Below are 23,584 nucleotides of genomic sequence, written 5' to 3'. Positions count from 1 at the left end.
ACCATAGGCATCACCCCTTTTTCAAGAGACTAGCCACCATCTTTTCACTTTTCTACCTTTGAAGTATATCATATCCTAATTCCTTAAAGCCATTTCAATTTTCACCTAGCTTAAGTCATAACCAGAAAAAATGCTTTTGTTTATTCCTTTGTCTCCCATAATGGTAAGACAATGTTTTCATAAGTCATCGGATCTAAATTAGTCAAGGTGATCCCTAATAAACGAATCCCCTTCTCTACACCAAGGATTTCTTCCCAGATGAGACTAGCTTGGTAAAAAAGTGCTTCTTTTTTATAAATATATTCAGGCAATGTCACTCGTTTCGTAGTAGTAGAATAATCCGTATAGCGTACTTTTAACACAACTGTTTTTCCGTGCTTTTGAACCCGTTTCAACGCTTCTTCCACGTTCTCAGATAATTGTCGAAGTTGAGCTAAAACTGCTTCTTCTGTCTGCAAAGGTTGCCCATACGTATGCTCTTTCCCGACTGATTTTCTCTCTCTTGTCACATTGACAGGAGAATCGTGGATTCCCCTAACCTTTCGATAAAGTGAATATCCCATCTTACCAAAGTTTCTGATCAACATCATTTCTGTACATTCATAAAGATCTGCTCCCGTAAAAATACCTAATTCATGCATTTTTGGTACAGTCTTTTTTCCCACACCATGAAACTTTTCAATTGGTAATGCTTTTAAAAATAAAACAGCATCTTGTGGTGCAACTACTGTAATGCCTCTTGGTTTTTGAAAATCAGAGGCTAATTTTGCTAAAAATTTATTATAGCTTACCCCGGCAGAACAAGTGAGATGGACAGCTTCCCAAATATCTTTTTGAATCAAACGGGCAATTTTGATTGCAGATTTACAGTTGATTTTGTTATTCGTTACATCTAAGTATGCTTCATCGATACTGACTGGCTCCACAACATCTGTGTAACGATAGAAGATTTCACGTACGATCTTAGAAATTTCACTGTATTTATGATGATCGCCTGGTTTAAAAATTGCTTGTGGGCATAATTCATATGCTTTTTGCGCACTCATCGCTGAGTGGATACCATATTTTCTCGCCTCATAGTTTGCCGTTGTCACCACCCCTCTTCCTCCTGTATCACTGGGGTGTCGAGCAATTACTAAGGGATGTCCGCGAAACTCAGGATGGTCACGTTCTTCAACGGAGGCAAAAAAAGCATCCATGTCGATATGAATGATTTTTCTTGATGTATCATTATGTAAAGGAAATTGTAATTCCATCGCTCTCACCTCTATGAATAGTATATAAGAACCTTTGTTCGGTTACAAGAAAAAGAAATGTTCTAAAGTACTCTACTTATTTCATAATATATATTATACCTGTCTTACCAACTTCATAAAAATAAGAAAGAGATTTTTGAAACATTGTCTGTTTCAAAAACTTCTTTCTTATTGATACCATCATTGATTTTTCATGTAACAAACACGGTTACTCGCTCTCTTCTGCCCCATGTAAAGAAGCATCCGAATGGAGAAAATAGATCAATGTTTGTAATTCATTTGTCAGATCAACGTTTTGGATCAAAACATCAGTTGGTGCATTCAACCGTGCTGATGTAAAGTTCAAAATCCCTTTGATTCCAGCCTCCGTTAAACGATTGACCACATCTTGAGCTCTTTCAGCGGGAATCGTCAAGATAGCTACTTCTATTTGTTGGATCTTGATTTGTTCTGACATATCTTCCATTGGATAAACTGGGATGCCATCTACGATTCGTCCAACGATATCTTCATTGACATCAAAAGCACAGCTCACACGGATACTATTACTTTGATGGAATTTATATTTCAAAAGTGCACTTCCTAAGTTACCGACTCCGATCAATGCAACATTCGTTAACTGATCGTCATTTAAGGTCTTTGCAAAGAAATGCATTAAATCTTCAACATCGTAGCCATACCCACGTTTTCCCAATTCCCCAAAATAGGAAAAGTCGCGACGAATCGTTGCGCTGTCGACTTGTACGGCCTCGCTTAATTCAGTTGATGACACTTTTTTCTTACCAGCGTTATTTAGAATTCTTAAATACCGGTAATACAAAGGCAAGCGCTTAGCTGTTGCCTTTGGGATGATATGATCTTTCACTTAATTACCCCCACTATTTTTTAAGTTTACTTTGATTTATCCATCATAGCAGTATATATAGGAAAAAATCAATTCCATTGCTTACATATTGTGAAATTTTATTCTTTGTTCATTTTCTTATCATTTCTTGGAACCTCGCAGTATAAAAGAATTTATGGTAGACTACTAGATGAAAACGAGATTTCATTCTTAGTGAATTCACAAAGTAGAAAAGAGGATTCCATGATACTATTACAAGCCAATCAGATTGCTCGCCATTTTGGTGCAGAGATTTTATTTGAAAATATCCATCTTGAAATCAGCACAAACGCTAGAATTGCCTTAGTTGGTAGAAATGGTGCTGGAAAATCGACCTTGTTAAAAATCCTTGCTGGTATAGAAAGCCCAGATGAAGGAACAATTGCTAAAAATAAAGCCGCTACTCTAGGCTATCTTGCCCAAGATACCGGTTTAGATTCCACAGAAACTGTCTGGAATGAGATGCTAAAAGCCTTCGACAGTGTTCGTAAAATGGAAAACAGAATGCGTGAACTAGAACTTTTCATCAGCGAAGGTACGCCTGATACCCCTGCTTACGAATCATTTTTGAAAGAGTATGACAAATTACAGCATGATTTTTCGGATAAAAATGGGTATGGTTATGAAAACGAGATACGCTCAGTCTTACACGGCTTTAAATTTGATCGTTCTTTTTATGATCAAACAATCGATACCTTATCCGGTGGTCAACGTACTCGGCTTGCATTAGCCAGAATGCTATTACAACACCCAGATATTTTGATTCTGGATGAACCAACCAACCATTTAGATATTGAAACACTTTCTTGGTTGGAAAGTTATCTGCAAAGTTATACTGGGGCATTGCTAATTGTTTCCCATGACCGCTATTTCTTGGACAAAGTCGTCACAGAAGTCTATGAACTAAGTCGCAAAAAAATGCGGCATTATAAAGGAAATTATTCCAAATACCTTGATGTAAAAGCAGAACAACTAGCTACAGAATGGAAAGCTTATGAGAAACAACAAACCGAGATCCAAAAACTCGAAGACTTTGTTGCACGTAACTTAGTCCGTGCTTCTACCACTAAACGCGCGCAAAGTCGTAGAAAAGCATTAGAAAAGATGGATCGCTTGGATCGCCCACAAGGAGACGAAAAACAAGCACATTTTCTTTTTAGTGCCGCTAAACCTTCTGGAAATGTTGTTTTACAAGTTGAAGATGCCGCAATCGGTTACGATGGCGAAATCTTATCTGAACCAATCAATTTAGATATTCGTCGTCAAGAAGCGATTGCGTTAGTCGGACCGAATGGAATCGGGAAATCAACGTTGTTAAAATCGATCATCCATCAACTACCATTTATCCGAGGAAAAGAACATGTAGGAACAAATGTCACAATCGGTTACTATGATCAAGGACAAGCGGAACTTCACACCAATAAAACGATCCTAGCTGAGTTATGGGATGAACATCCAACAACTCCAGAAAAAGAGATCCGCAGTGTATTAGGCGCATTCTTGTTCTCTGGGGAAGATGTCGAAAAAACAATCCCTCTTTTAAGTGGTGGAGAAAAAGCCAGAGTAGCATTGGCAAAACTAGCCATGAATCAAGAAAACTTTTTGATCTTAGATGAACCAACCAACCATTTAGATATCGATAACAAAGAAGTTCTGGAAAATGCACTGATCGATTATGATGGCACACTATTATTCGTTTCACATGACCGCTACTTCATTAATCGTATCGCCACAAAAGTCATCGAACTTTCTGAGAATGGCAGTAAAATGTATTTAGGCGATTACGATTATTACTTAGAAAAGAAACAAGAGGAAGAAGAAATTGCGGAATTATTAGCAGAAAAAACACCAGCAGCCGTCGAGGTCAATTCAAACAAAAAAAATTATTTCCAAAGTAAAGAACAGCAAAAACTGATTCGTAGCTTGCAACGGAAAGTCACTCAGGTAGAAGAACAGTTGACTAAATTAGATGAGGAACTAGCTGATCTCGAAAAACAAATGATTTTACCGGAAAATTTGGATGATCATGTACGACTGAATGAATTGAACCAGGCATTAGAAGAAGCAAGAAAAACACAAGAAGCAAAACTTTCAGAATGGGAAGATCTAAGCATCGAACTGGAAGAATATGAAAATGAGTGAGCGAAACTACACAGATCGCTGTTAGCGGCTTGTGTAGTTTTTTTGTTTTTTCTTTTTTCGTTTTGCTCTCATTTCACCTTTAGAAAAGAACAATAATGACTTTCTTACTTTTTATTTTCTCTCTTTTAACATAATGAGTTACTACTAAGTGTACCCGGCACAATTTTTTGCTGTTTCACTTATAAAATAGTACTATCAGTATAGAAAAGGAGAGGATGTTGATGAAATTTGTAGTAATTGGCGGAGTAGCCGGCGGACCTTCTTTTGCTACTCGTTTACGCCGCTTAAATGAAGAACATGAGATCGTAATCTATGAACGGGGAAAACATATTTCCTATGCAAGTTGTGCATTACCCTATTATCTGGGAAATATCATTGAAAACCGCGATACATTGATCGAACGTACTCCAGAAATCTTAAAGGTCAAGAATAATATCGACGTTTTGACAGAACATGAAATAACCGCAATCGATCCTGAAAAGAAACAATTAACCGTAAAAGATTTGCAAACGGATCAAGAGTCTGTAACTAATTATGATAAATTGATCATTTCTGCAGGTGCTCGTCCCTATTTTCCTGATATCACAGGTGTAGCAGAGGCAACAAATAGTTTTGTATTACGAAGTGTCACAGATGCTGACCGCATCAAAACATTTATCCAAACACATGACCCTAAAAATGTTTTGATTCTAGGTGCTGGCGTCATGGGACTAGAATTAGCAGAAAATTTCCATCATTTAGGAATGGACGTAACATTAGTTGATCATTTGCCTCAAGTAGCGTATCCCTATGATGAAGAAATTGCTGATTTGATTTATGACAAGTTGGTGGAAAATAACTTGAAGGTTCAGTTAAATACTGAAATCAAAGAAATCCGCCGAAATGGCCAAGAAGTATTACTTTCTGACGGTTCAACGTTGGAAACGGATATGATCGTATTTGCAGTCGGTGTGACACCAAATAACGAAGTAATCAAAACTGCTGGTATTTCGTTATCTGATACAGGACAGATTATTGTGAACGATCAATTGGAAACCAATATTTCTGATATTTATGCGATTGGTGACATCATCGAAACAACAAGTGTTGTGACTGGTCAGCCAATAGCAAGCATGCTCTCCAGTGCTGCAAACCGCCAAGGACATTTATTAGCTGATATCTTGAACGGTACACCAATGCGTTATCGCGGCTATGTTGGTGCAGGGGTTGCAAAAATTTTTGATTATACCGCAAGCTATACAGGAATGACTGAACATGCCTTAAAAAATGCAGGAATCACTAACTATAAATCAATTTTTATTACTCCATTTGATCATGCCTATTTTTATCCCGGAGCGACTCGCCTTAATCTAAAAATCATTTTTGATGCTGATTCCGGAAGAATACTTGGCGGACAAGCGGTTGGTGAAAAAGGCGTTGATAAACGAATGGGAGAATTATCGGTCGCAATTACCGGTAACCTAACAGTCTTTGATTTACCTGATCTAGAACTACCCTACTCACCCCCATATTCAACAACTAGAGATCCACTAAACATTGCTGGTTATGTGGCCATCAATCAATTGACGAATGTCATTGACACGATCAAGGTAGAAGATATTTCAGAAGAAGATTTAGCCCATGCTTTCTTCTTAGATATTCGTGAACCAAACAAAGCTCCTTCTGGAAGTATTCCTGCTACTAAAAACATCCCAATGAACGAACTACGTGATCGAATTGCTGAGATTCCTAAAGACCGACCAATTTATATCACGTTCCGCAAAGGATTGAATACCTATACTTCTGCCAGAATCTTAGCTGGCTTCGGTATCCATGCTGTCTTGATCGAGGAATAAAAAAAACCGCGGTGGGATAGCCGCGGCCTAGGAGTTTATTTTTACTTGAGGAGTAAAAATGAAAAAGCTCTATAGGGTTACTTGTTGGTATGTCCATAGAATATAGTAAAAAAGTGAAGAATTATCAATGAATCTTTGCCTTTTTCTTGGCATAAAACTTAAGAAAATATAAACACTGATACAAAAAATTATGTAACGTTCTTTATATAACCCCTTGGTCAAAAAGGTAGTTTTTTGACTAAGGGGTTATTTATAGCTAGTTCACCGTATGTTATTGTATAGAGAAATGTTACACCTAGCATAAAGTGTTTCTCGTCTCCTTACAAAATCAATTTTAAACTTGGATTCATCGATCATACTTCAATAGTAAAAAAACATTTCGTTGATTCATTTGCCTCTCTTTATCATCATCGAGAAAAAACATACCATTTTCTTGCTTTCTGGATGTTCTTTTGACGCACTTTTGTTTCGTTTTTTGCTTTATTTTGTATAAGCTGAATGATCTTTTTCTCTTGACTCTCTCCAGCATCTTTTTTATGTATTTCCTTCAAATCATTTTGTGGTATTTTATTTTTTAATCTAGCCGTAACGATTGGTGGTAATGGCTGGCTAGTTTCGTCTAATGGAGATACACCCTTTACATTCTCTGAATAAGCCTCCCATTTCTCTATCGTTTCATGTATATTAGCAAAATTTATCGTTGTTTTATCCTTATTCAAAATTGCTGTACTTTTTGATACAGGCTGACTATTGCCAGTCGTCATAGTTGGTCGCCCATCTAGGATACCCTCTGAACAAGTTTCCCATTTTTTTGCTGTCTCATGCTTGTTAGCGAATTTTACAACATTTTTTTCATCTCTCAAGATAGCTGTATCTATTTGATAGTGTCGATAAGCAATTCGTCCAATGACTTCATCAAATGCTTTTTCATTTAGTAATGGGTTTGCAATTTCATTTGCCATACACATCTGGAAAATTCTTTCTCTGATCGTTAGTGTTTGCTCTAATGCTTCGATGATTTCCTTGTTTCCAATTTTCTTGATAGCCTCTTTTTCAATAGCGATCCAGTAATATTCATACTCAGCTAATGAAAGAATGCCACGGCAATACTCTTTCATTTTGTTACGAAATTCTTCTGGCGCAACTTTGGAGAAATCTTCTCCTAAGCGATCGGCATATTGACTATTTTGGTTTAAACGACTTATCACTTTTTCTGGAGTAAATAGTACGTTAGATTTTCCTGTTTCAGCAAAATAGGTCTGCTCTAAACGTCCAAGATTTTTAACGACTTCCTGTTCTAAATGAAATTTTTTTATTTGGTCATTCGTTTCAAGTATTTGTAATGACTTCTTTCCCTCATGCTGCTTAATACTAAATTTTTTTCTAAACCATTCTTTGACTCCTATACGAATCACATCCTCACTTCAATAAGATACATAAATTATACGAACCATCTTACTTTTGTACAGGTCGATTTATCCTTACTGACCATCATAAAATGAAAAACAACATAAAAATAGAGCGTGGGACAAAACTAAAAATCAGTTTTGCCACAGACTCTAACTCCGAATAAACGGTGGGAGCAGAAGTAACTCCTTCGGAAATAAGCCGAAATTCACAAAAATTTGAAAAGCAATTTTCGTTAATTTCTTCTTATTTCTCGGAGTTAAACACTTCTGTCCCAACCTCTTCTTCTAACACTTAAATTATTACTTGTCTTGCCAAACTTCGGTCGCGATTTTTTGTAATAATTCGATTTTTTTCCACTGTTCTTCTTCCGTTAAACGATTTCCTTCTTCTGTCGACGCAAAGCCACATTGCGGGCTAATACTTAAATTCTCCAATGGCACGTACTGTTGTGCCTCTTCAATACGTTTCTTGATTTCACTAGGATCTTCTAATTCTGGAAATTTAGAAGTGACCAGTCCCAACACAACTTTACTCTTCTTATTCGTCCAATAACGTAGTGGAGAAAAATCACCAGCTCGGTCAGAGTCATATTCCAAAAAGAAGCCATCATAATTTGTTGCAAATAAATTTTTAGCAATCGGCTCATAGCCACCAGAAAAAAGCCATGATGAAGCATGATTTCCTCGACAAATATGTGTTGTCACTGTCAAATCTTCTGGTTTATCCGCCAATGCACCATTGATGATCGTTGTACAGATTTCAGCAACTTCCTCAGGATCGATTCCTTTTGCTTCAAGTGAGTCACGTTTTGTTTTATCCGCTAAAAAGGCCCAATTCGTGTCATCAAATTGCAGATAACGACAACCTCTATCATAAAATGCTTGGACAGCATCCTGATAAGTTTTAGATAAATCAGCGTAAAATTCGGTTAAGTCAGGATAGACTTCTTTGATTTTAGAAGTACCATCATTTGATAAAAGTTCTTGACGTAAAATCATTGTTGGACTAGGAATCGTTGCTTTTGCTACAGATGTACCATCTGTTTCTACAACTTCTTTTAAAAAGGTAAAATCATCTAGGAAAGGATGGTTCGGATCAAAAGAGATTTTATCTGCTACGCGGATATTGTACGAAGGCGCTGCTTTCCCGTGGAATTTTTGATTATAGCCTGTTTCTGGTACATAGCCTTCGATACCATTCAAGCCTTCTAGAAAATCAATATGCCAAAAACCTCGACGAAACTCACCATCAGTGATTCCCTTTAATCCAACTGCCTTTTGGCTCACTACTAATTTTTTTATTTCTTCATTTTCGATTTCACGAAGTTCTTCTTTGGTAATTGTTCCTTCCTTCACTCTTTGTCTTGCTTCTTTGATTGAATTAGGACGTAGAAAACTACCTACGTGATCGACTGTAAATGGAATTGTTTGATTCATATTCGACACTCCTTTGGATTTTATAAAAAAAAGCCCTTTTACTAGTAATAAATACTAGTAAAAGGACGATTATGCTCGTGGTACCACCTTTATTTAGAAAGATTTCTCTTTCCCTTCATCTGACCATTTGATCAGTGGTCTCGTTAACGGGAGACTTCTTCGTTTTTGCCTACATATCGGCAAAAATCCTAAAAGGTCATTTTCACTAATCTTTTATTTAGCTTCTCCCACCAACCGAAGCCTCTCTTAAAATAACTTGATTACTTACTTTCCTTCTCAACGGATGTTATTTGATTGATTTCAGGATAACATTTTTCAGAAAAATGTCAATTTTTTATAAAATAAACTTTGACTATTTTCTGTTGTTTCTGGAATCAGCGCTCTTTTGCTCCAGTATCCTTCTTTATTATTTTTTATCTCACAGCTACTGCCATACCTGTCACATTAAATGCATTTTCATAAGTAGAAGCGTTGATCCATTTTGCCCCAAAAACAGGATCGACCACGTGATATGCACCATCTCTAAAGCCGTCAACTAGAACCACATGTCCGTTCCAGACTGCACGTCCCCAAGGCATTTGCTTAAATTGTGGGGAAGCGTAGTTATACGTGATCCAGGTAACAACTGGGTTGCCATTACGGATTTCATTCTTGATACCATTTGTGCCAGAACCTGTGATATTCACGGCATTTCCGCCTACGTTTTTCGCCCATTGCACAACTGGATCAGCCATCATGCCTTGATACGTACCATTTACATTGTAGCGCCATTCACCTGAATACCCATGATTTGGATTACCATCTGAAGCTTTAGGCATCGAATTAACGAAACTTGTTAAGGATTGATTGGTTGCGACTCCCTTATAGTGCAATCCTTCCAATAGTGATGCTCCTTCACATAACATCGTATCTCCTTGCCAAACTACTGGTACATTTAATACTTTATTATTTGTTGGTGCTGGTGTTGGATTTGCCTGGCTATTCGGCATTGCATACCAACCAGTTCCTTCAATGTTCCAGCCTTGTCGAGAAATCACATTCTTTTCATTTTGATCCAACGTGTAATGGTGCCAATTCACTTGACGGTTATATAAACGAGTGACAGGAACACCATTCGCTCCATTATAAGAATAAAAAGCAATTCCTTCATATGTCCAACCTGTATGACTGATTTGATCCCGCTCACCAGCGTTAGTTGTATAAAAATGTTCGCCGTTCGAACGATTGTACAAACGATACACCGGAGACCCATTTTCTGGTGCTTGCCATGCCACACCTTCATACCGCCAACCATAACGTTTCAAGTTATCCCGCTCGCCAGTACTGCGCGTATACAAATGTTCGCCACTATAAGGATTGTACACACGGTACATCGGAATAGAGCTATCCGCAAAAGTTGCTTGACCGATGACAAAACTACCAACCATCATTGCACCCAATACCAAACCTTTCATTGCCATCTTTTTCATTTTTCATCCTCTTTTCGCTGTAAATATATAGGACAAGTATAGCATGATAGAGGACACTAACAACTAAAAAATCATAAAAGAACATTTTTTAGTCATCTTTGCAAGGAATGAGAATGGCTAAAGGTACAGTTACATGTGCCGATTATAATACGACTAGTTCCTGTAGACGAAAGTTTTTGATTCCTCAGAGGTATCTGATTTTTTATAGGACTTTGCGCTTATTTCCGATACATCTTGAATTCCAAGAACAAGTCATTATAGATGCCTAGATATTTTGGCCCGAGGTCTTCATAAACTTCTAGGTGGGAGATCGTGTCGTCTGAAGGATAAAATTGTTCATCTTCAGAAATCTCTTTTGGCAATAATGCTTTCGCTTTTTTATTTGGTGTTGAATAACCGATGTATTCGGCATTTTGCGCTGCATTTTCTGGTTCTAACATGAAGTTGATAAAGTCATAGGCGCCTTCTTTATTTTTAGCCGTTTTCGGCATAACGATATTATCGAACCATAGATTTGATCCTTCTGAAGGGATCACGTAATGCAAATGTTCATTTTCAGACATCATATCTGCTGCTTCACCGGAAAAAGTGACTGCCACAGAGGCTTCTTCATTGATCATATACATTTTGATCTCATCCGCAACGATTGCTTTGATATTAGGGGTCATCTGGTTCAACTTGTTGGCCGCTTCATTTAACTGATCTCTGTTTTTGCTGTTCAAAGAGTAGCCAAGACTATTTAATGAAAGTCCCATTACTTCTCGTGCGCCATCGATCAACATCAAGCTATCTCTCAATTCTGGTTTCCACAAGTCATCCCAATGTTTGATCTCATTTTCCTTGAACATTTTATCATTGTAAACGATACCTAATGTTCCCCAAAAATAAGGGACGGAATAGGTGTTGTTTGGATCAAAATCCTGATTCAAAAAGCGATCATCAATGTTTGCTAATCCTTTGATTTTTGTATGATCTAACGGTAGCACAAGTTTTTCTTTGATCATTTTTTGGATCATATATTCACTAGGGATGGCGATATCATAATTCGTTCCCCCTTGTTGGATCTTCGTGAACATTGCTTCATTTGAATCAAACGTTTCATAGTTAACTTTGTAGCCAGTTTCTTGTTCAAATTTAGTGATCAAGCTAGGATCAACGTAGTCCCCCCAGTTGTAGATCGTGACGATCTTAGCACCACTCATCCCGCTGGCTTTCTCTAGTTGACGAACGCCAAAAAGCAAAACCACGATGATGACTAGGATACCAATGAATAATGATTGTAATTTTTTCATCGTAAACGTGCCACCTCCTCACGTCCGCGACGGTTCTTTCTTAATTTTTTCGGACGATTTTCTTTGCTAATGAAATAGTAGCCAATTACAAGAATCATTGAAAATAGGAAAACAAGTGCGCTTAATGCGTTGATTTCCAGACTGATTCCTTGGCGCGCGCGTGAGTAGATTTCTACGGATAAGGTCGTGAAGCCATTCCCAGTAACAAAGAAGGTTACTGCAAAATCATCTAGTGAATACGTAAACGCCATGAAATAGCCTGCAATGATCCCAGGCGAAAGAAACGGCAAGATGATATTTTTTACAACTTGCAGATTATTGGCACCCAAATCTCTTGCAGCATCAACCATCGAATCGTTCATCTCCTGTAGCTTTGGCAATACCATCAGAACGACGATAGGAATACTAAAGGCAATATGTGAGAGTAAAACACTTTGAAATCCTAGGCCAAATCCTAATAAAGTAAAGAAGATCAAGAAACTAGCACCAATGATGACATCGGGTGAAACGAGTAAAATATTGTTCATACTTAGCAGAGCCGTTCTTGCTTGCCTTTTTTTCGTATAATAGATGCCCATTGCACCAAATGTTCCAATGATCGTCGCAATCAAAGCCGATAAGAAAGCCAACATAAACGTGTTCAGTACAATGATGATCAACCGCGTATCGTCAAAGACTGCTTGGTAATTTTCCCACGTAAAACCAGTGAAACTGTTCATCGTGCCACCAGCATTGAAGGAATAAAAAATCAAATAAAAAATCGGCAGATATAACAAAAGAAAAACAATTGCTAGGTAAAGATAAGACCATTTGATTTTTTTCATCGTGAACGGCCTCCCTTCTTCTTCTCACCCGTGAGTAACATAACGATAAACATGGCAATGATCAGAATAACGCCGATTGTTGAGCCCATTCCCCAGTTTTGAGTTACCAAGAAATGCTGTTCGATTGCTGTACCTAGTGTGATCACTCGATTTCCGCCAATCAAACGCGTCAGCATGAATAATGATAAGGATGGGATAAACACAGCTTGCACACCACTCTTCACACCATTTAAAGATAATGGAAAAATGACCCGACGGAATGTTTCAAAATTATTTGCTCCTAGATCACGACTAGCACTGATCAACGAAGGATTCATTTCTTCTAGCGCATTGAAGATCGGCATGATCATAAAAGGAATTTCTATATAAGTAGCTACAAATAAAAAACTAAAGTCTGTAAACAAAATCTGCCTTGGGCCGATTCCTAAAAAGTCAAAAAAGTGGTTGACACTTCCATGAATACTAAAGATTCCAATAAAGGCATACGCTTTTAATAATAAATTGACCCATGTCGGTAAGATGATCAACATCAACCACAGCTGCTTATGTTTTAGTTTAGTTAAAAAATAGGCAGTTGGGTAACTGATGATAAGAGTAAAAAAAGTGATCAAAAAAGCATACCAAACTGAATTAAGTGTCATTGATAAATAAGTACCTGACGTAAAATATGCGGCATAGTTGCTCAAAGTGAACTGACCGTTCATATCAAAGAAAGATTGATAAATGATCAGCAAAACTGGCGCAATAACAAACAATCCTAACCATAAGATATAAGGGACTGAATAGATTCTACGCATTGTTTTCATTATTGTCCCTCCTTACTCTTCATAGCTCTCCAAACGAGCATCGAATTCTTCTTCTGTCTCGTTGAAACGCATCACATGGATATCTTCTGGTTCAAAGGCTAAGCCAACTTGACTACCTTCTTTGGCTTTCTTTGTGGAGTGGACCATCCACTCATTTTGCTGTTCATCGTAACAAATGATCTCGTAATGAACGCCGCGGAAGAGTTGTGTATCCACAGTCACGACTAGTTTTCCTTTGTCTGGAGTAGTGATTGTCAGATCCTCTGGGCGCAATACCACTTCTACTGGTTCATTAGGGCGCATTCCACCATCCACACACTCAAATTGTTTACCAACAAACTCCACCAAATTGTCTTCGATCATCACCCCATTGACGATATTGCTTTCTCCAACAAAATCCGCAACAAAATGACTGATCGGTTCATCGTAGATATCGACTGGGGTTCCACTTTGCACGATCTTCCCTTTATTCATGACGAAGATCTCATCACTCATCGCTAGTGCTTCTTCTTGGTCGTGAGTTACAAAAATAAAGGTGATTCCTAATCGTTGTTGTAATTCTCTTAATTCATACTGCATCGCTGTGCGCAACTTTAGATCCAATGCAGACAGTGGTTCATCTAGCAATAAGACTTTAGGTTCATTCACGATGGCTCTGGCAATCGCAACTCTTTGTCTTTGGCCACCGGACATTTCACTGATTTCACGGGTTTCATATCCTGGCAGTTGGACCATCCGCAACGCATCTTTTACTTTTTTTTCGATTTCGGCTTTATTCATTTTCTTGATTTTCAAACCAAAGGCAACGTTATCGAAGACATTCATATGTGGAAACAACGCATAATCTTGGAAAACCGTATTTACTTGGCGTTTATTGGCTGGCAAGTCATTTAGTCTTTTTCCTTCAAAATAAATATCGCCTTCTGTCGCTTCCGTGAAGCCTGCAATGATTCTTAAAATCGTTGTTTTACCACAGCCAGAAGGACCAAGCAATGTGTAAAATTTTCCTTGTTCGATCTCGAAACTTACATTTTTTAAAATTGATTCATCGTCGTAGCGTTTCACTACTTGATCAAATGAAATAATTGGTTTTCCCACTATTAAACCTCCTAAATTACAAATACGATTGTGTAGCAACAATCAATGCTTTGGTCCGTTTCGTTTGATGATTCCGTAACTGATGGTGCTTTGTTGCCTGATAATAGATTGATTGTCCTGCTTGCGCTACGTATTTTTTCTCTCCTAAGCTTAACTCTAATTCCCCTTCCAACACAAAAATAAACGTTTCTGATCGTGAAGGTTCGAATGTTTTATATTCTCCTGCCTTTTCAAAAGTCAATAAGACAGGTTCCATTTCTTTTTCATTTGAATCTGATACAAGCCATTCTAATTCGTAGCCATTTTCCTCATCTTGATAAATCGTGTGGTCTTCTTTTGAATAAACCACTTGCTGATTCACAGTATCTTGATGGAAAAATTCTTCAGGTGTCACACCGAGTACTTCAAGAATAGAAAAAAAAGTTTCCATTGATGGGGAACTTAAATCTCGTTCCAGCTGAGAAATATAGCCTTTGGACAAATCTGTCCGTTCGCCTAATTCTTCCTGAGTCAAATTTTTTTGGATCCGTAGATTCCTTAGCTTATCACCAATCTCCATCTCATTCCTCCTCATTGAAGTTTTCTAATAGTAAACACAGAGTTTACTATCACTCGTACTAGTATACAAATTTTAGTTAAAAAGACAACCCTTTTTACAAAAAAATTCTTCAAAAAAGTCCAACATTTTCCTAGTTACTAAATTTCTTTTTTTTTGGTAATAAAAGCACAGCGAATCCCCATAAAAAGGAGAACTTTATGGTATGATAAAAGAAAATTTTGAAAGGAACAGTCGCATACATGAATAAATTTAAAACGCTTCAAATAGAGAATGTGCCTACCTTCCATTCCGCTATCGTTGAACAAGAAAAGCCGCTCCTAGAAGATGGTGAAGTCTTTATTAAAGTAGAATACTCAGACGTCAATTACAAAGACGCACTAGCAAGTAGTGAAGCAGGTGGTGTGATCCGCTCTTACCCTATGACGCCAGGTATCGATTTGGCGGGCATCGTTGTAGAAAGTCAAGATGAACGCTATCAGTCAGGTGACCCTGTACTTGTCACAGGCTATGGACTTGGAGTTTCTCATCCAGGTGGGTACAGTCAATATCAGAAGGTACCAGGAGACTGGATCGTTCCATTGCCAGCTAATTTGACTTCCCGCCAAGCAATGATCTTAGGCACGGCCGGTTTCACAGCTGCTTTATGTGTCAATGCACTAATCGATCAAGGGATGAATAAAACAGACAAAATCGTTGTAAGCGGTGCTACTGGTGGCGTTGGTAGTGTGGCTATTGCTCTATTACATCAACTTGGCTTTACTTCTGTTATTGCTTTGACACGGAAAAAACAAACGACAGATTGGTTAACTGATCTAGGTGCAACAGAGGTTGTTTCTCCAGAAGAGTTCTTACCAGAAAAAACAAAACCTTTGGGCAAACAGCAGATCGACTATCTGATCGATACAGTAGGCGGGACTCAATTGGCGAAACTTCTTCCTCTGATTTCCTATAATGGGGCAGCCGCTTTATGTGGGAATGCCGGTGGTATAAAACTTGAAACAACTGTTTTACCGTTTATCTTGCGGAATATCCAATTGATTGGGATCGATTCGGTAAATGTTCCCCACGCTGATCGTAACCGAGTATGGCAACAATTAGCAGATTTGACCATTACAGATGTCCTACGTGTCAAAGAGATTTCCCTTGAAGAGCTGCCAGAAATCACTCAACAGCTTTTGTCTGGTACACATCAAGGACGAACTTTAGTAAATGTAGGTGGGCAAAAATGAAGATATTGATCACTGCTGGTGGCACTAGCGAAAAAATCGACCAAGTCCGATCGATCACGAATCATTCCACTGGTCGCCTTGGAAAAACGATTGCCGAAACTTTTGTACATTCTTCTTCTGCGAGGATCGACTATGTTACAACCGCAAATGCTGTGAAGCCAGAAACACATGAAAAAATCACGTTGCACTTGATTGAATCTACACTAGAACTCTTTACAGTTCTAAAGGAATTATTGAAAAATAATACCTATGATGCAATCATCCATAGCATGGCAGTTAGTGATTTCACTCCAGCTTTTAGCCTTTCAGAAGAACAATTGGCTACATCGATAACGAAAGAGCCACTATCACCTGACACTCTTCCTGAGTGGTTTATGACACAAGAAAAAGTACCTCAGCAAGATGAAAAGATTTCTTCTAATACAGAACATTTAGTGATCGTATTGAAAAAAACGCCAAAAATCATCAGTCATCTACGTGAGTGGCAGCCAACAGCTAAAATCATCGGCTTCAAGCTTTTAGTTGATGTTTCAAAAGAACAATTGTTAGCAGTCGCTCAAGAAAGTATCCTAAAGAATCGCACAGACTATATATTGGCAAATGATCTCACAGAAATCACGGGGCAATCTCACCACGGTTATTTGCTTTCAGCAGATGGCGAAGTCAAAGAAGCTCAGACAAAACAAGAAATCGCTGAATTGATCGTACAGACGATCAGCCAAACGAATATCTCTGATGGATCAAGCTAGATATTTTCAGTAAAAGGACCTACATTCTTTTTATTTCATTAGTTTTCTAAAAAGATATGTTGGGTCCTCAGAAAAAATCAACTTGTTGACACCTTTTGCTCGCTTGTTAAAATAGAAGACATCTTGATTCACAAAAAGGAGAATGAACCATGAAAAAAATACTTTTAGGCATTACTGGTAGTATCTCCGCATACAAAAGTGCAGATATTACGAACCAACTCGTAAAACTTGGTTATCAAGTTGATGTGATCATGACAGAAAGCAGTACGCACTTTATCACTCCGCTTACCTTACAATCCTTATCAAAACGTGCAGTACATACTGATGTTATGCAAGAAAAAGAACCGAGTGTCATCAATCATATCGAGTTAGCAAAACATGCAGATTTATTATTGATTGCTCCTGCAACTGCGAATATCCTAGGAAAACTAGCCAATGGAGTCGCAGATGACCTGCTCTCAACTGTCGCAATGGCACTACCTGTTAAAACACCAAAGTTGATTGCACCAGCTATGAATACCAATATGTATCAAAATCCGATCAATCAAAAGAATCTAGCTACCCTAAAATCGGTGGGCTATCAAGAGATCGAACCTAGAGAATCGTTACTGGCTTGTGGTGATTTTGGTAAAGGTGCACTTGCGGATATCCAAGTGATCATCGATCAAGTCGTTACGACAATCAACAACAGAACGATCTAAATCAAAAGGAGTAATCATGAAAAATACAAAGAACTTTACATTGACTGCTATGTTTCTAGCAATTTTGATTTTACTAGCTGTAACGCCACTTGGCTTTATTCCCATAGGACCCATCAATGCCACGACGATGCATATTCCTGTGATCATTGCTTCTATCGTTCTTGGACCTCGTTTAGGTGCTTTTTTAGGCGGGACTTTCGGCTTGATCAGTATGATTCGTAGCACGGTAGTACAAACACCTTTATCGTTTGTTTTTTCGCCGTTCATTCCAGTGATCGGCACAGATCATGGCAGTTTAAAAGCATTGCTGATTGCTTTTATCCCACGGATCCTTATTGGGGTCGTTCCTTACTTCGTCTTTAAAGGAATGCAAAAACTGATCAAAAACAAAGCCAATACTGTTTCTCTCTTTATTGCTGGTCTAGCAGGATCACTTGTGAATACGATCCTAGTGATGAACATGATTTATTTCTTATTCCAACAAGACTATGCTCAAGTGATCGGCAAAAATATCAACGCTGTTTATTCCGCTGTTCTAGCGGTTATTTTCACCAGTGGAGTCCCAGAAGCCATCGTTGCAGGACTCGCAACTGCAGGTGTTTGCAGCGTATTGCTCCGTTTGATCCGTACGAATCCACAACCAAAGATCTAGTCGCATACAAAAGCTTGTTTGTCTTTATGAGGTTGAGACAAAAGTGTTTCTTACTTTTGTCCCACGCTCTTTACGGATGAACAAGCTTTTTATTTTATAATTAAAATCAGCTGCCAAATCTACTAAAAAACCATCGATATTTTAAGAGTTCAAATCTAACAAAATTTCAAATTAGTGTTATCATTGTTTTGATTGCTACAAGAAAGGAAGATTAAAATGAAAATTTTTGTCGTAGGTGCCAATGGACAAATTGGCCGCCACTTAATAAAAGAACTTGCATCCTCTGAACATCAAGTCGTTGCTGGTGTCAGAGATGTCGCAACTCAATCTCTTGTAAAGGATTCGAATGTCAGCTATGTTTCTTTCGATTTAACATGGACTCCTGAAGAAATGGCACAGTCATTTAAAGGGAGTGATGTGTTGATTTTCACCGCTGGTTCTCAAGGGAAAAACCTTTTACAAGTTGATCTAGATGGTGCAATCAAAACAATGATCGGAGCAGAAATTGCCAATGTATCCCGCTATTTGATGATCAGTGCTGTCTTTGCAGATGATCGAAGCAAATGGCCAGAATCGATGATCGACTACTACATCACGAAACATTATGCAGACGAATGGCTCAAGAATCGTACTTCTTTAGATTACGTCATTATCCAACCCGTTTCATTGACAAATGATGAGGAAGTGACACCCATTCAATTAGCCAAACCAACGGAAGAAACTGCTAAAACTATTAGCCGTAAAACTGTCGCAGCTGTTTTGACTGCTTTGGTCGACCAACCAGAAATCAAAAAAACAACGATCGTAGTATCTGAAGGCAAAGATGACCTTTCAAGTACTCTTAAAAACTGGCATCAGGGGGAATAATTTTATGCGGGCAATAACATTCAAACAACCGGGAGCAGTTGATGTCCTTCAAGAAATCGATGCACCCAAACCACACCCTGAAAAAGGACAGCTTTTGATCAAAGTCCACACTGCAGCAGTGAATCGGACCGATATCATGCGCCGGGAATCAACGGATCAAGAACCACCTTATCCCATTTTAGGTGTAGAAGTTGCAGGTGAGGTCATTGAGAACAAGAGTGAAGACAGCAAATTCACTCCTGGAACACGGGTTTGCGGCTTAGTTAATTTAGGTGGCTATGCCGAATATGCTGTCATGCCTGCTGATCGAGCAATTTTGCTTCCCGACTCTTTAGATTACGTGGCTGCCGCTGGAATCTCCGAAGTGTTTCTTACTGCTTACCAGACCCTTTATTGGTTAGGAAAACTGCAAGAGCATGAAACCGTATTGATCCATGCAGGCGCTAGTGGTGTCGGTACAGCAGCCATTCAATTAGCTAAACGATTGTCGAAGGCAAAAGTGATCGTTACCGCTGGTTCAACCGAAAAGCTTGCTTTTTGCCAAGAACTGGGCGCAGATGAACTGATCAACTATAAAACTCAAGACTTTGAAAAAGAAGTTCAAAAAATAACGAACGGTCGAGGCGTGGATGTCATTTTAGATTTTATTGGTGCTTCTTATTGGCAAAAAAATCTCGCTTCGATTGCAGTTGATGGCCGATGGGTCTTGATTGGCATGCTAGGCGGCACCATCGTTCCAGAAATAGATTTGGGCATATTGATTTCAAAACGGGTGCAGCTGATAGGCACCTTGTTAACTCCCCGTAGTGATTCCTATAAAGCACAATTGACCCAAGAATTCATGAACAATGTAGGCCCTTATCTTGCGGATGGTCAAGTAAAGCCGATCATAGATAGTACTTTTCCTCTTGATCAAGTGAAAGAAGCACATGAATATATGGAAGCCAATAAAAATATTGGAAAAATCATTTTAACGATTCAATCATAAAAAAACACAAAAACCAGCAAGCAGTTACCTCTCAGATCGCTACTTGCTGGTTTTGTTTTAGTTACAATCGATCAATTCATCAATGACCATTCGTAAATTGGATCATACTCAGCACTCACCCCATCCGTTCCAAAGTGTTCACTTGATCCTAGTAATACTTTATTTACTTCATAGATTGATTTTGCTTGCTTGATCTTTTCTTCCACAACTGCTTGATTCAAATCGTTGTTCCCTATACGCTTCCAGTGGTGGTTCGCTATCTTTTTCGCTTGCTCCAAGGTAAAACCTTTCGCTTCTAGAATTGCTGACTTCGTCCATAAAAAATTAGAAGGAATGACATGATTCAAGTCATGCTCATTGTACGTACGGCCATCCCGATCCAATGCATATAGAAACATCCCATATAGATGATTGTCTGCCGTGTACTTCGCTACTTTGTATAAATTACTTTGTTCGTAAGGTTCTCCTGTATCATACCAACGATTATGATCTTGTTCTTCAGGGAAAGACAGTCCAGGCATGAATCGTTCTTTGGGAATCAATTTTTCATAGTCATTGATTGCCTTTGCTGTTCTACCTGCATCAGAGCCATATTGCTGATACCCTAAATAGGTAAAATGTTCGGCGACATTTTGTAATGGACCTGTATTTGAACCATTCGTGTCGTAAACAAAAACAGTATTATTATTCGCTGATGGTCCGATATAGCGTGCTAATGCTCGAATCACTCCATCAGACAAAGCAATATCAGCTTGACTAGGGAATGTCTCCATATCAATATCTAAACCATCTATACCATAGGCACGGACATGTTCATCTAATAGTTGATTCGCATATGCGTCAAATTCTTGTTCCGTCGGAAAAGTACCACTATATGGTATTTTCAATAGCACAGAATAATCGATTGCTTTCGTTAATTTCACACCACGGGCATGAAGAGTTGGTACGTAACTTTCTTTTAATTTTTTGAAAAACGGAGCCGCCGCAGCTTCTTGTCCTTCAGGAACGTAACTGAAAATATTCACAATATCAATACCATAAGGAATATCTTCCATCGACAACCAATTCTCATCTGTCAAACTAGTATTAACGCCTTTCATTTCTTTATCTCGCCAAGCACGATAATAGACCATCATCTTGGGAGAACCACTCTGGACTTGCGCTGATACTTTTGTAGAAAAAACTAATGTACCCATTACAGTCAGTAAAAGTAACATATAAATCTGCATTTTATTCATTTTTCCCTCCTATTTTATAAGTCCAACTACCTTGCAAAAAACATCAGCAAAAAGAAAACGCTTTCTTGATTGATTATATAAAATTTTCTAGTAAACTGATAGGAAATTATTAAAAAAAGAAAAAATATTTTTGGAAAGAAAGAACTTTCAGCAACAAATTTAGACTTTCATATTTTTCGAACCGAATGAAGCATAGCGACTTGTTTAGTGCTAGTCTGCTTTCTTCATATCCTGAATTAAGGTATTAAAACAAGCCGTAAATCACAAAAACGGCTAAAACCAGATTCGTGACTTACGGCTTGCAATAATAAAGAAATCAATTAGCTCGTTCGTTTACAGTTGATTCTTTATATAGGAACTTAAACTCCTTCTTCCTCAACGAGCGAGTTAAAACTTTTATCTCAATTTTCAGCTGCATATTTTGCTGCTTGTATCCCAGCTTGACGACCGAAGATAATGATCTCAGCGACTGAATTACCGCCAATACGGTTATTTCCATGTAGTCCTCCGGTTACTTCACCCGCAGCGTATAACCCTGTGATTGGTTGTTCTTCTTTATTCAATACTTCCGTATTCGTATTGATTTTTATTCCTCCCATGGTGTAATGGATTCCTGGAGCAATTTTGATTGCATAGTAGTTAGGTTGTGACAGATCATGATCCATCGCTGTTGTCCGATCAAATTGTTCATCTTTTTTCGCCGCAACAGCTGTATTCCAAGTTTCTATCGTTTGAGATAAATCCTCTTTTGGAAGATTCATTTTTTCTGCTAATTCTTCGATACTTTCTCCAGAAGTCACATAGCCTTTTTTCTCATAAAAATCAATTGCTTTCGCACGGTCTCTCACACCTTGATCAAAGATCAGATATGCCGATTTTTCTGGTAACGCTGTGATAGCAGCAGATACTTTATCTCTTGTATCCAACTCATTGACAAACCGTTTTCCTGTTTGATCAACTAAGATTGCCCCTTCGCCACGAACCGCTTCTCCGATCAAGACACCTTCATCTTGTTGAACTGTCGGATGGATCTGAATTTTATCCATATCAACAGTTTGTCCGCCTAATTTTTCGATCATTGTGATTCCGTCACCGGTTGAGCCAGATTGGTTGGTGGTAACGTAGCCCTCTAGATCAGGACGGTATTTTTTGATAAATTCTTCATTAGCACCGAATCCGCCTGTGGTTACGATAATGGCTTTACCAGTAATATCTTTAGGTTTTTCCCCTTGGACTTGGACAGTCACTTCATTGACTTTTCCATCGTTTTCTTTGATGTCAGAGACATCTGTATTTACAAAAATCGGAATGTTTCTTTCATGGACATTTTTTAGTAATCCTTCAACAAGGTAGCCACCGATTGCTGAGCCATCAGATGGGCGATGCGTTCTTTTTTCACTCATTCCACCTGTGATCGTTAAATTATCTAACTTGATATCATTTTGATCTAACCAGTTGATTGCATCGGCTGAGTGATCAACAAAATAACGAAGAAGTTCTTTGTCATTTGTTCCCCCGCCTCCCTTTAATGTTTCTTCATAAAAAGCATCATTTGAATCATTGATTCCATTTTCTTTTTGGAATTTTGTTTCTGACGCATTCATACCACTTGACGATTTAGACGTATTTCCACCAGCAACTGGCATTTTTTCAAAAATAACAGGATTTAATCCAGCATCTTTCGCTTCGATTGCTGCCGACATCCCCGCACCACCAGCACCAACGATAACGATATCATACGCTTTTTTCATTTCTGTTGGGTCTGTATAGGATTGTTCCGATGCCCCTGATGCAGCTTCTGTTTTCTCTGTTGCTTTCGTACTTGATGAAGTCGCGGCTTCCTTTTTATCAGGGCTACATGCTCCCATTGCCAACACGGATGTCAAAACCACTAAACTTTTTACTACTTTTTTCATTTTTTCCCTCCTAAAGTAATTCTTCCCCTTATAATAAGTGAATTTTTTCACAATATCAACTATGTTTTTAATCTTTCTTGATAATCAGGATAAAAAAACAATTAATGTGAATAAAAAGCTTTCCTATCGACCATTTTGCGTTCGTTTTTCCTTTCGAAAAAATTTGTCACTTGACTCTCTTTCAACTAATTATTTGCTGTATCCAGTTCAAAAAGTTGTGGTTCGTTCTTGATA

At 38.2% G+C, this 23,584-nt stretch carries 20 protein-coding genes and 1 other annotated feature; of the genes, 8 read left to right on the top strand and 12 right to left on the bottom strand.

What is annotated here, in order from left to right:
* Positions 1 to 140: 140 nt before the first annotated feature.
* Together dinB and FGQ66_RS06435 are read right to left on the bottom strand one after the other, a co-directional pair.
* Positions 141 to 1,256, bottom strand: coding sequence for a DNA polymerase IV (gene dinB, locus FGQ66_RS06440; RefSeq protein WP_081133921.1), 1,116 nt, complete (start codon positions 1,254 to 1,256; stop codon positions 141 to 143).
* Positions 1,257 to 1,464: 208 nt separating this feature from the next.
* Positions 1,465 to 2,121, bottom strand: a complete 657-nt coding sequence (locus FGQ66_RS06435; RefSeq protein WP_113845371.1) for a redox-sensing transcriptional repressor Rex — start codon at positions 2,119 to 2,121, stop codon at positions 1,465 to 1,467.
* 222 nt (positions 2,122 to 2,343) lie between these two features.
* Between FGQ66_RS06435 and FGQ66_RS06430 the strand changes: the two genes are divergently transcribed.
* A complete protein-coding gene (locus tag FGQ66_RS06430) occupies positions 2,344 to 4,281 on the top strand; it encodes an ABC-F family ATP-binding cassette domain-containing protein (RefSeq protein WP_113845370.1) in 1,938 nt (645 codons plus the stop codon).
* 221 nt (positions 4,282 to 4,502) lie between these two features.
* Complete coding sequence (locus FGQ66_RS06425) at positions 4,503 to 6,116, top strand: FAD-dependent oxidoreductase (RefSeq protein ID WP_113845369.1); 1,614 nt, start codon at positions 4,503 to 4,505, stop codon at positions 6,114 to 6,116.
* A gap of 407 nt (positions 6,117 to 6,523) precedes the next feature.
* Here the strand turns inward: FGQ66_RS06425 and FGQ66_RS06420 are convergent, their stop codons facing one another.
* The 8 genes from FGQ66_RS06420 to FGQ66_RS06380 all read right to left on the bottom strand — a co-directional run bounded on the left by FGQ66_RS06420 (position 6,524) and on the right by FGQ66_RS06380 (position 15,010).
* A complete protein-coding gene (locus tag FGQ66_RS06420) occupies positions 6,524 to 7,531 on the bottom strand; it encodes a hypothetical protein (protein ID WP_138302037.1) in 1,008 nt (335 codons plus the stop codon).
* Between the two features lie 294 nt (positions 7,532 to 7,825).
* Positions 7,826 to 8,962: a 5-methyltetrahydropteroyltriglutamate--homocysteine S-methyltransferase gene (locus FGQ66_RS06415; protein WP_113845368.1), complete on the bottom strand. Its 1,137-nt coding sequence runs from the start codon at positions 8,960 to 8,962 to the stop codon at positions 7,826 to 7,828.
* A gap of 58 nt (positions 8,963 to 9,020) precedes the next feature.
* Positions 9,021 to 9,251 (bottom strand) — a binding site (T-box leader).
* A gap of 124 nt (positions 9,252 to 9,375) precedes the next feature.
* Positions 9,376 to 10,431: a C39 family peptidase gene (locus FGQ66_RS06405; RefSeq protein WP_113845367.1), complete on the bottom strand. Its 1,056-nt coding sequence runs from the start codon at positions 10,429 to 10,431 to the stop codon at positions 9,376 to 9,378.
* A 218-nt stretch (positions 10,432 to 10,649) separates the two neighbouring features.
* Complete coding sequence (locus FGQ66_RS06400; protein ID WP_016177047.1) at positions 10,650 to 11,723, bottom strand: ABC transporter substrate-binding protein; 1,074 nt, start codon at positions 11,721 to 11,723, stop codon at positions 10,650 to 10,652.
* Positions 11,720 to 12,547, bottom strand: coding sequence for an ABC transporter permease (locus FGQ66_RS06395; RefSeq protein ID WP_005878070.1), 828 nt, complete (start codon positions 12,545 to 12,547; stop codon positions 11,720 to 11,722). The genes FGQ66_RS06400 and FGQ66_RS06395 overlap by 4 nt, the downstream gene beginning before the upstream one ends.
* Positions 12,544 to 13,353 (bottom strand): ABC transporter permease, encoded by an 810-nt coding sequence (locus FGQ66_RS06390; protein ID WP_005878068.1) that lies wholly within the window; start codon positions 13,351 to 13,353, stop codon positions 12,544 to 12,546. Before FGQ66_RS06390 ends, FGQ66_RS06395 begins: the two co-directional genes overlap by 4 nt.
* 12 nt (positions 13,354 to 13,365) lie before the next feature.
* Entirely contained in the window at positions 13,366 to 14,451 is a 1,086-nt protein-coding gene (locus tag FGQ66_RS06385; RefSeq protein WP_005878067.1) for an ABC transporter ATP-binding protein, read from the bottom strand.
* Positions 14,452 to 14,467: 16 nt separating this feature from the next.
* On the bottom strand, positions 14,468 to 15,010 hold the full coding sequence (locus tag FGQ66_RS06380) for a helix-turn-helix domain-containing protein (protein ID WP_104661101.1): 543 nt from the start codon (positions 15,008 to 15,010) through the stop codon (positions 14,468 to 14,470).
* A 239-nt stretch (positions 15,011 to 15,249) separates the two neighbouring features.
* Here FGQ66_RS06380 and FGQ66_RS06375 point away from each other — a divergent pair, with 239 nt between their 5' ends.
* The 6 genes from FGQ66_RS06375 to FGQ66_RS06350 all read left to right on the top strand — a co-directional run bounded on the left by FGQ66_RS06375 (position 15,250) and on the right by FGQ66_RS06350 (position 20,196).
* Entirely contained in the window at positions 15,250 to 16,239 is a 990-nt protein-coding gene (locus FGQ66_RS06375; protein ID WP_113845372.1) for an oxidoreductase, read from the top strand.
* On the top strand, positions 16,236 to 16,988 hold the full coding sequence (locus FGQ66_RS06370; protein ID WP_113845366.1) for a phosphopantothenate--cysteine ligase: 753 nt from the start codon (positions 16,236 to 16,238) through the stop codon (positions 16,986 to 16,988). The genes FGQ66_RS06375 and FGQ66_RS06370 overlap by 4 nt, the downstream gene beginning before the upstream one ends.
* Before the next feature lie 149 nt (positions 16,989 to 17,137).
* Positions 17,138 to 17,689 carry a phosphopantothenoylcysteine decarboxylase gene (gene coaC, locus FGQ66_RS06365; RefSeq protein WP_005878061.1) on the top strand — a complete coding sequence of 184 codons (552 nt, stop codon included), beginning with the start codon at positions 17,138 to 17,140 and terminating at the stop codon, positions 17,687 to 17,689.
* A 16-nt stretch (positions 17,690 to 17,705) separates the two neighbouring features.
* On the top strand, positions 17,706 to 18,341 hold the full coding sequence (locus FGQ66_RS06360; RefSeq protein WP_081133930.1) for an ECF transporter S component: 636 nt from the start codon (positions 17,706 to 17,708) through the stop codon (positions 18,339 to 18,341).
* A 216-nt stretch (positions 18,342 to 18,557) separates the two neighbouring features.
* Positions 18,558 to 19,208 carry an SDR family oxidoreductase gene (locus FGQ66_RS06355; RefSeq protein ID WP_113845364.1) on the top strand — a complete coding sequence of 217 codons (651 nt, stop codon included), beginning with the start codon at positions 18,558 to 18,560 and terminating at the stop codon, positions 19,206 to 19,208.
* A 4-nt stretch (positions 19,209 to 19,212) separates the two neighbouring features.
* Positions 19,213 to 20,196, top strand: a complete 984-nt coding sequence (locus FGQ66_RS06350; RefSeq protein ID WP_113845363.1) for an NAD(P)H-quinone oxidoreductase — start codon at positions 19,213 to 19,215, stop codon at positions 20,194 to 20,196.
* 71 nt (positions 20,197 to 20,267) lie between these two features.
* Here the strand turns inward: FGQ66_RS06350 and FGQ66_RS06345 are convergent, their stop codons facing one another.
* On the bottom strand, positions 20,268 to 21,434 hold the full coding sequence (locus tag FGQ66_RS06345; protein WP_138302036.1) for an EndoS/ChiA family endoglycosidase: 1,167 nt from the start codon (positions 21,432 to 21,434) through the stop codon (positions 20,268 to 20,270).
* Between the two features lie 401 nt (positions 21,435 to 21,835).
* On the bottom strand, positions 21,836 to 23,350 hold the full coding sequence (locus FGQ66_RS06340) for a flavocytochrome c (RefSeq protein WP_138302035.1): 1,515 nt from the start codon (positions 23,348 to 23,350) through the stop codon (positions 21,836 to 21,838).
* Positions 23,351 to 23,584: the final 234 nt, after the last annotated feature.

The sequence above is a fragment of the Enterococcus sp. BSD2780061688st2 D3 genome (assembly GCF_005844145.1).
Taxonomy (GTDB): Bacteria; Bacillota; Bacilli; order Lactobacillales; family Enterococcaceae; genus Enterococcus_B; species Enterococcus_B durans.
This window is presented reverse-complemented; position numbering and strand designations above follow the sequence as displayed.